An 11,881-nucleotide genomic window follows, 5' to 3' on the forward strand; every position below is an offset into this window, starting at 1 on the left:
CATATCATCATGGTTTGGAAATAAAAGCATTATCTTTTATATAAAAGCGCAGTAATTTGTCTGCCCAATCTTTTGCATAATGAACACCAATTCTTGGTTTTTCTACAATAGTAAACTCTTGTTGCTGCTCTTCTTCGGCAATATAAAATGTATCGCTGGTTAGATCATGTTGGTTTAGTGCTTTATCGATATGCATCGCTTTTGAAAGCAACCCAGGTCCTTGCGTTTTTCCTTGAATGTTTTTAATGGGTTCAATAGCACGCAGCAAAATTGCAGAACCGCTACCTTCAGTTTCTGTGACGACATTAGTACAGTAATACATCCCATAGATTAGATAGATATAAGCATAACCTGCTGGTCCAAACATGACTTTTGTTCTTTGGGTAAGGCCTTTAGAGGAATGGGATGCCAGATCATGCTGTCCAAGGTACGCTTCGACTTCGACGATCCGTCCTACATACTCCACTCCCAATGGATTATGAATAAGATATTTGCCTAAAAGTTCTTTGGCAACCATGATGGTATCACGTTCATAAAATGCTCTGGATAATTTTCGAAGCATATCTCTTTCATGGATGGTAAAAATTCGCAATAATAATACATTTAAACGAATTTTCTAAGGACAGTTTATGGATTTTGAATTCACAGAAGAACATATCGCTATTCGTGAGATGGCAGCTGATTTTGCACGGACCAAATTAGCTCCTATGGCTGATAGTTGGGATGATGAGAGTTATTTTCCTGTGGATGTTTTACGTGAAGCTGCTGCACTAGGAATGGCTGGGATGATGGCCAGGGAGGATATTGGCGGAGCTCAATTAACCCGTTTAGACTCTGCACTATTGTTTGAGCAACTGGCAACAGGGTGTGTCAGTACGAGCGCCTATCTTTCTATTCATAACATGGTAATCTCTTTAATTGATCGGTATGCTCATTCTGAATTACGAATGAAATGGGGGCCTAAATTAACCTCCATGGAACTTATTGGCAGTTATTGCTTGACTGAACCTGAATCCGGTTCAGATGCGGCGTCTCTGAAAACTAAGGCAGTAAGAGATGGAGATTATTATGTGCTGAATGGTTCCAAAGCCTTTATTTCAGGAGGTTCAGTGAGTGATGTCTACTTATGTATGGTTCGAACTGGTGATTCATCCCATCACGGAATAAGCTGCTTATTAATTGAAAAAAATACACCAGGTTTAAATTTTGGCAAATTGGAGAAAAAAATGGGTTGGCATAGTCAACCTACCAGTATGGTTTTTTTTGAAAATTGCCGTGTACCTGTCGCCAATCGCGTGGGTGATGAAGGGATGGGATTTAAAATTGCATTGAATGCATTAAATGGGGGGCGGATCAATATAGCTTCGTGTTCATTGGGGGGGGCGCTTGCTTGTTTGCGCTTGACTCAAAGCTACATGCATGAGCGGAAACAATTTGGCAAACCACTTACTGAAATGCAAGCATTACGTTTTTATTTTGCAGATATGTTAACTGATTATGAAGCAGCACGTTTAATGGTTTACCGAGCAGCAAGTGCTATGGATAAAAATGATCCTAATGTCCCTTTATATTGTGCCATGGCGAAACGTTTGGCTACTGATGTTGCTTTCCATATTTGCGATAAGGCGATGCAAATCCATGGTGGTTATGGATATTTACGTGATTATCAGATCGAGCGAATATTTAGGGACTTAAGAGTCCATCAAATTCTTGAAGGCACTAATGAAATCATGAGAGAAATTGTTGCTAAAGCAACTTTGGATGAAGAACACTTTTTGTGCTGATGTGTCTGTTTAAAGTCTGGATGACAAGAGTCGTCTCACCATACCAGACTACAATGCTTTAGGTACGATATATTTCTATAGAAAAGGAGTCAATGAATGAATTTAATAGAACAAGATCTGGATAATCAAGGAATTTTAACTTTAACTTTAAACAGACCTGAAAAGTTAAATGCTTTAAGTTCAGAAGTATTGGATGCTTTAGAAGAATCATTCCATTATGCAAAAACAAACCCCAAAGTTAAGGCATTAATGATTACTGGAAATGGTAAAGCTTTTTGCGCTGGTGCGGATATTAACCGATTGGCAGAATGTACTGCACAAACAGGTTATGAGTTTGCTTGTCGCGGACAGGAGGTATTTCGACTTTTGGAAACTTTAGGCAAGCCATCATTAGCTGCTGTGAACGGGTTTGCATTTGGCGGGGGGTGCGAATTAGCTATTTCTGCAACATTAAGAATCGCTTCAACCAAAGCACAATTTGGTCAGCCTGAAGTGAAACTAGGTGTTATCCCTGGTTATGGTGGCACCCAACGGTTAGCTCGTTTAATTGGCAAAGGACGTGCTTTAGATCTCTGCTTGACTGGACGATTTATCAACGCAGAAACTGCGTTACATTGGGGTTTAGTGAGTGAAGTCGTTGAACCAGAAATGATGTTAGAGCAGGGGAAAAGTTTATTGCAGGGAATTTTAAGTATGGCTCCACTTGCTGTAGCGGGGGTTATGGAAGTTATTGATCATGGTTATGATTTGTCTTTGACTGATGCCCTGCATCTGGAAGCCATTCACTTCGCTAAGGTCTGTGCTTCTGAAGACAAACAAGAGGGTGTTAGAGCATTTCTAGATAAACGAATGGCTCAGTTCAAAGGAAAATAATTATGACTGACGAAGTACTTTTTAACCAAGAAGGTTCATTGGGTGTCATCACATTGAATAGGCCCAAGGCTTTGAATGCACTGACTTTAAATATGATTCTGAATATGCAAAGACAATTAAGTCTTTGGAAAGAGGATGAGTCGATTCATGCGGTGATCGTGCGGGCAGCTCCTGGGAATGCTTTTTGTGCTGGAGGGGATATACGTTCGTTATATTTTTCTGGCCAAGTCAATGATGCAGAACAAATGCAATTTTTTTGGCACGAATATCGGTTAAATCATTTTATTCATCATTTTGGCAAACCCTATATTTCTCTAATCGATGGGATTGTTATGGGGGGCGGCGTGGGAATTTCCATGCATGGCAGTCACCCAATATCCAGTGAGCGTTTTGTATTTGCTATGCCTGAGACAGGCATCGGTTTCTTTCCTGATATTGGCGCCAGCTATTTATTAGCACGATGCCCAGGTTATTTAGGTATTTATTTGGGTTTGACAGGTAATCGTTTAGGTGCTCATGATGCTGTAAAAACCGGACTGGTTAAAAAAATAGTATCATCAGAACAAATGCCTGCTTTATTTGACGCATTGATGAATGAAGATTTATCGGCGGATGCATTTGAGCAGGTCAATCAATGTTTACAGCGTTTTTCTTTTGTGGCCTCTACAGAAGAGATCAGCCAAATTAAACCTTTGATTGATGTTTGTTTTGCGCATCCCACAATTGAAATGATTCGAGGATCGTTACAAAGTGCTAATACAGTATGGGCTGAGGCGGTTGATAATACTTTGGCTCAAAAATCTCCTTTGAGTCTTAAAGTGACTTTGGCTCAATTACAAAAGGCAAAAGGGTTATCTTTAGCGCAATGCTTACAAATGGACTATGACATGGTGAGTCATTTTATGCATGATCATGATTTTTATGAAGGGGTTAGGGCTTTATTGATTGATAAAGATAAAAATCCTCAATGGCATCCAGCACGTTTGGATTTGGTTTCAGACGCAATGGTTCAAAAATACTTTGAGCGTTCTCATCCTGGTCTGGAATGGGTATAAAGGTTGTTTGAGTTTTTCATTAAATTTTTTGGAGTGGTGTTGGTCAATTGAATTTGACTACACCATCCCTCAATTATATTTAAATTCCGATTTTCATCTCAGATTGATGTGAATTATCTCGGTGATCAGACTCAGGTTGATTCCTTGGCTGATTTCTAAGATTCTCCTGTTGCGGCTTAAATTGCTCATTAATATAATTTCCAGCACGATAAAAACCGGTACCTAATGCTGCTGCACCAACAGAATAAAGAGTCGTTTCAAAAACGGCTTTGGCAGGTTTAGCAAAAAATCCAAGAAAATTGCGTGACATCATATTTCATCCTTTAATAAGTAAATATTGCAATGTGTGATTCAAAATTGCACATTGCAATACTATCATACACTATTTTCTTGCAGAACAAACCATTTTATAAAAATAAAATGGTTTGTTCAGTGGATTTGTTACTTAATTTTTTGTTGAATTACCCGGACCAGACCCTGGAGTTTGTGTCTTTGTCTGCTCATCAGTATCCTCATGAAGCTCTTCAATTCGAGGAGTTGTTTCAGTCTTAGTAGCAAACAGGGCATGTCTGGATCTTCCTGGCGATGATGATGGTTGATATTCCTCTGGAACCACTTTCTTTAAGGGTTCTTGACCCATAGCCTCACCAACACCAGCAACTAGAGCAAATATGACGCCGGTTAAGCCCATTCGTATTGGAACTTGTTTTAGAGCCATTTCTCCGAAAGATTTCGCTGAAGCTCCGGGACTACTTATAAAGGCAAAAAATAAATCTTTTGTTAATTTAAGCGAGCTTGCACTTTTTAGATTTCCCTCTGCTGTCACCGTAGATCTTACCAAGGTGTAATCTTTAAATACGGTAAATGGATAAGCAAAAAATGCAGCAGACATACCGCTCAACATCCCAGCGGTAAAATGCTTCCCTTTATGGTCTGGTAAATTTTTCGCTATGACCTCTTCAAGAACACATAACGCACCAAAATTAACCATTCCTGAAACATACCTTGGGGCAAAGCCACCCATCATCAAGTTCCATGCATTGGGAACAGTCTTCCATTTAAAATTTTTAGGAAGAATTCCTGCTTTTTGCAACGTAGACAATGATTCAGATATTTGCGTTGCCCCAATATCACCTAGTGCCATTGCCATGACATACCCTAAACCCGCAGTAGCGTATTTTTTACCTTCTTCTTTACCGGCCTCATCTTTAAGAATCGCTTCTTCTACAGGTTTGCTGCCGCCTTTAGCACCAGTAACATAACCTGTTCTTATTAAAGAACCTGAAAGAGAAGCTGAAGTTCCAGCATACAGTGCTCTAATCATACCCAATTTCCCAGCTTGACATGCAGATGGGGGTAAAATGGTTTTGTCCTTAGTTAAATTAACTAATACAGTTTTTATCGGACTTTGAATGGATACAATAGCACCGCTTGTGAACAGTGCAACGGTTGAGAAATTTAATCCACTCCATAAACCTTGGTGTACTTGCTCTAAAGAAGGGATCCATGCAGGAAAGGAACCGCCCTTTTTCCCTGGTGGTGGCGTAACCGAAACTGGTTTTGGAGCTGGTGCTACTGGTTTTGTTACCGGTACTACTGGTGAATCGAATTTCGGTGTTTGTAATTTTTGTTTTACTACCTGCATTGGCGGAAACCAAGGAGTACTTGCGGTTTTACTTGCTACATCCCACATGCTTTGTATCATTGAGGTAAATACAGGACTTTGCATGATTGCTGGATTGTAAATTCCTTTCATCATTGATGTAAACATAGGATTCTGCCAAAAGGAGGGAGTATAAGTCCCATTTTTGGCCATCTTGGCTTTAACAAGATCCATTGGTGCTACCCATGGCATATTTTGCAAGTTTGGAAAAGCCAATAATTTTCTTGGTGTAACTACCGGTGCAGTTACAGTTGGTTGCCCACTTTTTACATTAGGAGTTTCTGTTTTAGTCTGCATAGCTATATCTTATCTTAGTTGTTAAATTTAATCTCCATTATACGGCTCAAAAATTAACTCAACCTTAACAAATATGAATAAATCGAACAAAATTAGATCTCTGGGTTTTTTTTATGGGCATATAAGTGTTTGAGGTGAGTAAAAAATACCCATAACCCAAGGGTTAATTTGAGGTTTAAATTAAAAAAATATTTTATTTATAATGACTTACAATGAAATTTTTCTGATAGGTAATGAACTATAATCAGGAGGTTGGAAGAGTATTTATTTTAAGTCCAATCATAAAAAAATGGTGTAGCAGGCAAACTATTTCAACCAATCATTGAGAATATCGATAATTTTTTGTGCTTGTTCCGCACTGGAAATGTTAAATTTAGATTTTTGCCAGTATTGATTATTACGTTTTTGATAACGGCGAATTGAAAATTTAACTGGACCAAAATCATTTTGCGCGTTATCCCAATCCTGGTATTTAAACATAATAGTAGTCCAGGCTCCTTTGCTTAATACTTTCTTATCCAGCTCTTTAACTGTTTCTGTCCCATTTTCATTATATGCAATAGTGATTTCATCTATGCTTGCAGTCATGTCGAGTCTTACCTCATAAATATCAAAGAAAAAAAGGTACATCGAGAATGATGTATCTCTACGCCAAAATCTTGAGAGTGTATCTTATTTTTTTAACTTACCATAGTATTGAACTGTGATTTGTTAAAAATAGAATTATTGAATGGATTGCAGTTTCCCATTAACAAAAGTCATGGTTACGGAAGGTTGATACTCCCCAGGTTGATAGATCCAGATTTGGGGTTTTTCTGCTGTGGGTACCACTTCATTGATAAATGAATTATTTACTATAGAAGGAGAACCGCACGCATAATATACTTTTTGGACAGGATCGCCGGCTTGAATGTTTGCTCCTTGACAGACCGAAACGGAATTACTATCTGAACCATTCATTTTAATGGAGCGTACTTTTTGGTTCACAATATCAACTTCAAGCTGAACCCCGCCGCTACCTGTGGGTATATTCCATACTCCATAAAAAGCAGTACTCGTTCCCATGTTATTGTAAATGAGTTGTTGCACGGGAATTTTTTGGAGTACCGGCTGATTTGATTCTTGTTGGCTCACTGGTTGACCACAGGCTGCAATGACTTCATCAGGTGTCATACCGATATTAATGTATCCGTGGTTCTGGGGACAATAATAGGATTGGGTATCAGCAAATAAACTAAAAGGTAAGATGATTAATGCAAAGCCAGTACTACTGAGGTACGTCAATTTCATAATTTAATCCTGATAATCCTCTGCATAAAAATAAGTATAGTTGCTTTTATAATAATCTCCAGGGTAGGTTTGCCCTAATAAACAGGGTGATAATTTTCAATAAGACTATAATGATGAAAGGAGAAAAATCAAAACCGGAAATGTCAGGAACAATCTTTCTACCAAGTTTTAACAAAGGTTCTGTTAACAAGCGTAAGAGGTCTGCAATTGGACCTTGCCAATTGGGATTGACAAAACTCATGATGACGCGAATGAGTATGGCAAAAAATAAAATGTCGCAAGGCTGAAGGATCAAGTCAGCAATGATATAAAGCAGTATAAATCCAATCGGGATTAACCCCTGTAAGGCAAGAAGGCTAATGCAGATGATTTTTAATAATTCAACCAAAAATAAGGTAATAAACGCTGGGACATCATATTTTTGGCCTGGCTTATAGGGTTGTTTTGATAGAAGTTGTATTGGATTGACTATGGGATTTGTCATTTTAAAAATGAGTTGGTTTACTGGATGAAGTGCGCTAACACGCAAATACCGCAAGGCAATACGAATCCATAAACTGAAGATAACCAGTGAAAAAAATAAAGAAACAACAAAAAGTGTCACTGCGATAAGACCCGACATATTTTTCCCCTGAAGCAACTGATTTTGCAAGATTATATCGTGTTGCCTTATTTTTGTCGCTCACCAAATAATGCTTGGCCAACTCGGACTATGGTGGCACCTGCTTTAATTGCAGGGACAAAATCATGACTCATTCCCATGGATAAAGTATCCATGTCCAGACCAAGTTCTTGATTGAGGGAATGCATGAGTTGATTGAGCTGAATAAATAAATCATATTGTGCTTGCATCTCTTTGTGCGGTGGAGGAATAGTCATCAAGCCTCTTAGCTTGAGATGCGGAAGTTGACTTACTGCCAAAGCGAGTTCAGCAGCATGTTCCGGAGGAATTCCAGATTTAGTTTCTTCATCTACCAGATTAATTTGTAAACAAATATTGAGTGGGTCTAAATTGCTAGGGCGATATTCATTGAGATAGTTCGCAATTTTAAGTCGGCTGATACTGTGGACCCAGTCAAACAAAGTGGCGATGCCTTTGGTTTTATTACTTTGAATAGGGCCAATAAAATGCCAGCATATGGGTAAATTTTTTAAAGCATTGATTTTTGATTGGGCTTCTTGAAAATAACTTTCTCCAAAATGAGTGATCCCAAGCTGAAATAATTCGCGAATCGCCTCGATACTTTGTTGTTTACTCACAGCGAGCACTAAAACACTTCCTGGTTTTCTTCCACATTCCAGTTCGGTTTGTGTGATTAATTGTTTTATTTGATTTAGACTGTGTTGAAGACTCATGATCATTTAAATACATTTGGAAAACCTCAACAATAGCAAAAGAAACAATGTTTGCCGAGTGTTACTTGGTTTGCTGGGAGATTCATCCCAAGCAAAGCGGGTAATCTCTAAACATGGCTCTTATTAAAAATTTAGAAATTGACTTGTTGAATTATTTAATTAAGATCAATGAGTGATTTGACGATCAATGCACTATGCCCCAATCTGTTATTGTTAAATAATCAGGATGAACCAAACAATGGATATAGCAGAATTATTAGCGTTTTCAGTAAAAAATAAATCTTCGGACTTACATATCTCTGCGGGATTGCCTCCCTTAATTCGTGTGGATGGGGATTTACGTAAAATTAATTTGCCGGCCATGGAACACAAGGAAGTAATAAAAATCATCTATGATGTGATGAATGATAGGCAAAGGAAAGAGTTTGAAGAGAGTTTGGAAACCGATTTTTCCTTTGAAATAACCAATTTGGCTCGCTTTAGGGTGAACGTATTTCATCAATTACGTGGTGCAGCCGCTGTTTTTCGTACTATTCCTTCTGAAATTTTAAGTATGAGCGATTTGGGATTACCCTCTATTTTCGAGGAAATGTCCAGTTACCCTAAAGGATTAGTGCTTATTACTGGTCCAACAGGGTCAGGAAAAAGTACTACTTTGGCCGCCATGATCGATTACATTAATTCCAGTCGCTACGATCATATTTTAACTGTTGAGGATCCAATAGAATTTGTACATCAAAGTAAAAAGTGCTTACTCAATCAGCGCGAGGTTCATCGAGATACACTGAGTTTTAATGCTGCTTTGCGTTCTGCACTGCGTGAAGATCCTGATGTGATTCTGGTGGGGGAATTGCGTGATTTGGAAACGATCCGTTTAGCCATGACTGCTGCTGAGACAGGACACTTGGTGTTTGGGACCTTGCATACTAATTCGGCAACTAAAACCATTAACCGGATTATCGATGTGTTTCCCGCCGAAGAAAAATCCATGGTACGTTCCATGTTGTCTGAGTCATTGCAAGCTGTAGTTGCACAAACGCTATTGAAAAAAAATGGAGGTGGGCGAGTTGCTGCTTTGGAAATCATGATTTGCACTGGCGCAATACGAAACTTAATTCGCGAAGATAAAGTGGCTCAAATGTATTCTTCCATTCAAACAGGCCAGGGTAAAGGAATGCAAACTTTGGATCAGCATTTAACAGAGCTGGTGAAAAAAAATATTATTTCCACTCATACGGCACGTGAGGTGGCTATTGATAAAAACATATTTTAAAGGTTTTCTTGAAAGGTCATGATTTACGACCGTCATCCTGAGGAGTTATGGCGAAGGATCTCCTGGTTGCAGCATCGCACTTAATCATCATGCTCTGCGACACACTGGAGATCACTACGTTCAGGATGACGTATTCCTAGAGAGTGGCTAAGTAACTAAGCATTTTTCTGTAATTCAATTAATTGCGGTATACCCTGCTCAGCAAGTGCAAGCATCGTGTTTAATTCATCGCGGTTAAAATGTCTGTCTTCCGCAGTTCCTTGAACTTCAATGAAATGTCCAGCTTCGTTCATCACAATATTCATATCGGTTTCAGCCAGGACATCTTCTGCATAATCCAAGTCGAGTACAGCTTGGCCTCGATAAAGTCCCACAGAAACCGCAGCAATATAATGAAATGCAGGCATTTTACGTATTTTTTCTCGCTCAACCATCCAATTGATTGCATCTCTCATTGCTACACAAGCGCCAGTAATGGCTGCTGTCCTTGTACCTCCATCTGCTTGAATCACATCGCAATCTAGGGTTATTGTATTTTCACCTAAAAATTTTAAATCAACACAAGCTCTCAAAGAGCGACCAATAAGGCGCTGGATTTCCATAGTTCTACCACCTTGTTTTCCTTTGCTTGCTTCGCGTTCTGTACGACTGTGTGTCGCACGCGGAAGCATGCCATATTCAGCGGTAACCCAACCTTGGTTTTTTCCTTTAATAAAACGGGGAACTCCATCAATTACAGAGGCATTACACAATACTTTGGTTTGCCCAAATTCAACAAGGACAGAGCCCTCAGCGTGATTGGTATAATTTCTGGTTAATTTAACAGGGCGTAGTTGATTGGCTTCACGGTTACTTGGGCGCATTGGATAATCCTCGCAAAATTGAGAATTATAGCGCTTAACTTCCTGAGTTGCATCCTAAAGTAGCGTGATATAAATAAAGAAGTGATTATTGATTTATTATCAAGATGTTTCATTTTTTCTGAAAATAAACAATAAAAGCTAAAACGGAGGGTAAATTTATAAACACATAGTGGTGCTTTACTACAAAAAAATTCTTTAAATACATCTTGAATAACAATGATTCATCGTGCTATGTTCAAGATCCAATTTTAAAATAAAAATTCATTATGAACTATCGTAGTCATGAAATCAGTGTTGCACGTTTTGCAGATTTATCTGCGAGCACGCTGTTTGTCTGCGATTTAGTTGCCTCTCAAAATATTATTTCTTCTTTAGTGATTTTCTTGCCTTCCTTTCCCTAGGGCGGTCTTTCATTATCCGCGCCTCTCTAGGGAGGTGGGACAAGCGGGTAATGAATTTATTTGAATCAACTATTGGAGAATATTATGACCCAAGCTAAATTTGAGTCCTATAAAGAAGACATGCCCCCTAAAGAAAAGAAAAAAAATCTCAGTGTGTTCCAAAGCATCTTCTCAGGAAGCGTTACAGGTGCTTTTGAAGTGTTGGTCGATCACCCGTTGTGGTCGATAAAAACGCGAATGCAAAGAGGAGAGCCTTTCACGCTAAATCCACAAGTCTTGTATCGAGGTATTTTGCCAAATGCGGCCAGCATGATCCCTATAACCAGTGTGCAAGTAAGTTTGAATCGTTTTTTTCAGAATTGGTTTTTCGGCAATAAATATGAGTTGTCTGATCGTCAAAGATTGGTTAGCGCTTTTGCTGCCGGGGTAGGTTCTGCGCTGATCAGTTGTCCTACAGAAATGGTGATGACGCATCAAAAAAATAGTTTCTTCTCGGCAGGAACTGATTTGGTGAGGCAAGGTGGCTGGTCTCGTCTTTATACAGGAATGATGGCAACGATGCTGAGAGAAGGAATGTTTTCTACATTTTTTCTGGCGGTGACCCCTGCATTGAAAAACAAAATAAAAGAGCATTATCCAAATGATTACTTTGCATCGCTGCTCGCAGGGATAGTGGCAGGAGTGGGTGCAACATTGGCCTCACAACAATTTGATGTGGTGAAAACAGCCCAACAGTCCTCCGTCGCTACAAACCCAGCTGGATTTTTCAAGACCACCCAAAGACTCTATGAAACACATGGTGCTTCTATATTTTTCAAAGGGGGGGTGCCGCGAGGTCTGCGCGTGATGTCTGCGGTGACGCTTATGAGTTGGATGAATGAAAAAATGAGTGAGTTGTTGTCTCAAAATCAGCCATCTGAAGCAGTCACATCACCATCATCAAGTAAATAATTTTTAGTCCCGAGTTCAATTCGTTAACTCGGGTACTTACTTTGGGTTATTTGTTGATATTCACAGGTTATTGCA

14 protein-coding genes are annotated in these 11,881 nt (G+C 39.1%); 6 read left to right on the forward strand and 8 right to left on the reverse strand.

The features are described from left to right. Nucleotides 1–7: 7 nt before the first annotated feature. Complete coding sequence (locus tag EL022_RS08130; RefSeq protein WP_028382163.1) at nt 8–562, reverse strand: DNA-3-methyladenine glycosylase; 555 nt, start codon at nt 560–562, stop codon at nt 8–10. A 67-nt stretch (nt 563–629) separates the two neighbouring features. On the opposite strand from EL022_RS08130, the gene EL022_RS08135 reads away from it, so the two are divergent. From EL022_RS08135 to EL022_RS08145, 3 genes are all read left to right on the forward strand, one after another. Next, nucleotides 630–1,784: an acyl-CoA dehydrogenase family protein gene (locus tag EL022_RS08135; RefSeq protein ID WP_028382162.1), complete on the forward strand. Its 1,155-nt coding sequence runs from the start codon at nt 630–632 to the stop codon at nt 1,782–1,784. Between the two features lie 96 nt (nt 1,785–1,880). Then, entirely contained in the window at nt 1,881–2,657 is a 777-nt protein-coding gene (locus tag EL022_RS08140) for an enoyl-CoA hydratase/isomerase family protein (RefSeq protein ID WP_028382161.1), read from the forward strand. 2 nt (nt 2,658–2,659) lie between these two features. Continuing rightward, entirely contained in the window at nt 2,660–3,712 is a 1,053-nt protein-coding gene (locus EL022_RS08145; RefSeq protein WP_028382160.1) for an enoyl-CoA hydratase/isomerase family protein, read from the forward strand. 79 nt (nt 3,713–3,791) lie between these two features. Here EL022_RS08145 and EL022_RS08150 read toward each other — a convergent pair whose 3' ends face one another. The 6 genes from EL022_RS08150 to EL022_RS08175 all read right to left on the reverse strand — a co-directional run bounded on the left by EL022_RS08150 (nt 3,792) and on the right by EL022_RS08175 (nt 8,318). Next, entirely contained in the window at nt 3,792–4,025 is a 234-nt protein-coding gene (locus EL022_RS08150; RefSeq protein ID WP_028382159.1) for a hypothetical protein, read from the reverse strand. 132 nt (nt 4,026–4,157) lie between these two features. Continuing rightward, entirely contained in the window at nt 4,158–5,672 is a 1,515-nt protein-coding gene (locus EL022_RS08155; RefSeq protein ID WP_028382158.1) for a hypothetical protein, read from the reverse strand. A 306-nt stretch (nt 5,673–5,978) separates the two neighbouring features. Continuing rightward, nucleotides 5,979–6,260, reverse strand: coding sequence for a hypothetical protein (locus EL022_RS08160; protein ID WP_028382157.1), 282 nt, complete (start codon nt 6,258–6,260; stop codon nt 5,979–5,981). Between the two features lie 135 nt (nt 6,261–6,395). Next, nucleotides 6,396–6,962 (reverse strand): DUF2845 domain-containing protein, encoded by a 567-nt coding sequence (locus tag EL022_RS08165; protein WP_028382156.1) that lies wholly within the window; start codon nt 6,960–6,962, stop codon nt 6,396–6,398. A gap of 46 nt (nt 6,963–7,008) precedes the next feature. Then, nucleotides 7,009–7,584 carry a YggT family protein gene (locus EL022_RS08170; protein ID WP_028382155.1) on the reverse strand — a complete coding sequence of 192 codons (576 nt, stop codon included), beginning with the start codon at nt 7,582–7,584 and terminating at the stop codon, nt 7,009–7,011. Nucleotides 7,585–7,631: 47 nt separating this feature from the next. Continuing rightward, nucleotides 7,632–8,318: a YggS family pyridoxal phosphate-dependent enzyme gene (locus tag EL022_RS08175; protein WP_028382154.1), complete on the reverse strand. Its 687-nt coding sequence runs from the start codon at nt 8,316–8,318 to the stop codon at nt 7,632–7,634. Between the two features lie 238 nt (nt 8,319–8,556). Between EL022_RS08175 and EL022_RS08180 the strand changes: the two genes are divergently transcribed. Continuing rightward, on the forward strand, nt 8,557–9,591 hold the full coding sequence (locus EL022_RS08180) for a type IV pilus twitching motility protein PilT (protein ID WP_028382153.1): 1,035 nt from the start codon (nt 8,557–8,559) through the stop codon (nt 9,589–9,591). A gap of 155 nt (nt 9,592–9,746) precedes the next feature. Here the strand turns inward: EL022_RS08180 and rph are convergent, their stop codons facing one another. After that, entirely contained in the window at nt 9,747–10,454 is a 708-nt protein-coding gene (gene rph / locus EL022_RS08185) for a ribonuclease PH (protein ID WP_028382152.1), read from the reverse strand. Between the two features lie 266 nt (nt 10,455–10,720). Between rph and EL022_RS16605 the strand changes: the two genes are divergently transcribed. Together EL022_RS16605 and EL022_RS08190 are read left to right on the forward strand one after the other, a co-directional pair. Then, complete coding sequence (locus EL022_RS16605; RefSeq protein ID WP_272947064.1) at nt 10,721–10,855, forward strand: hypothetical protein; 135 nt, start codon at nt 10,721–10,723, stop codon at nt 10,853–10,855. 84 nt (nt 10,856–10,939) lie between these two features. Further along, complete coding sequence (locus EL022_RS08190; protein WP_028382151.1) at nt 10,940–11,806, forward strand: MC/SLC25 family protein; 867 nt, start codon at nt 10,940–10,942, stop codon at nt 11,804–11,806. The last annotated feature ends 75 nt before the right edge of the window (nt 11,807–11,881 follow it).

Origin of the sequence: Legionella cherrii (assembly GCF_900635815.1) — a bacterium.
In the GTDB taxonomy this organism is placed as follows: Bacteria; Pseudomonadota; Gammaproteobacteria; order Legionellales; family Legionellaceae; genus Legionella; species Legionella cherrii.

Excerpts from the sequence above, each read along its gene's own strand:
- EL022_RS08130 (WP_028382163.1), bottom strand. The coding sequence starts at position 562 with ATGCTTCGAAAATTATCCAGAGCATTTTATGAACGTGATACCATCATG.
- EL022_RS08135 (WP_028382162.1), top strand. The coding sequence starts at position 630 with ATGGATTTTGAATTCACAGAAGAACATATCGCTATTCGTGAGATGGCA.
- EL022_RS08140 (WP_028382161.1), top strand. The coding sequence starts at position 1,881 with ATGAATTTAATAGAACAAGATCTGGATAATCAAGGAATTTTAACTTTA.
- EL022_RS08145 (WP_028382160.1), top strand. The coding sequence starts at position 2,660 with ATGACTGACGAAGTACTTTTTAACCAAGAAGGTTCATTGGGTGTCATC.
- EL022_RS08150 (WP_028382159.1), bottom strand. The coding sequence starts at position 4,025 with ATGATGTCACGCAATTTTCTTGGATTTTTTGCTAAACCTGCCAAAGCC.
- EL022_RS08155 (WP_028382158.1), bottom strand. The coding sequence starts at position 5,672 with ATGCAGACTAAAACAGAAACTCCTAATGTAAAAAGTGGGCAACCAACT.
- EL022_RS08160 (WP_028382157.1), bottom strand. The coding sequence starts at position 6,260 with ATGACTGCAAGCATAGATGAAATCACTATTGCATATAATGAAAATGGG.
- EL022_RS08165 (WP_028382156.1), bottom strand. The coding sequence starts at position 6,962 with ATGAAATTGACGTACCTCAGTAGTACTGGCTTTGCATTAATCATCTTA.
- EL022_RS08170 (WP_028382155.1), bottom strand. The coding sequence starts at position 7,584 with ATGTCGGGTCTTATCGCAGTGACACTTTTTGTTGTTTCTTTATTTTTT.
- EL022_RS08175 (WP_028382154.1), bottom strand. The coding sequence starts at position 8,318 with ATGAGTCTTCAACACAGTCTAAATCAAATAAAACAATTAATCACACAA.
- EL022_RS08180 (WP_028382153.1), top strand. The coding sequence starts at position 8,557 with ATGGATATAGCAGAATTATTAGCGTTTTCAGTAAAAAATAAATCTTCG.
- rph (WP_028382152.1), bottom strand. The coding sequence starts at position 10,454 with ATGCGCCCAAGTAACCGTGAAGCCAATCAACTACGCCCTGTTAAATTA.
- EL022_RS16605 (WP_272947064.1), top strand. The coding sequence starts at position 10,721 with ATGAACTATCGTAGTCATGAAATCAGTGTTGCACGTTTTGCAGATTTA.
- EL022_RS08190 (WP_028382151.1), top strand. The coding sequence starts at position 10,940 with ATGACCCAAGCTAAATTTGAGTCCTATAAAGAAGACATGCCCCCTAAA.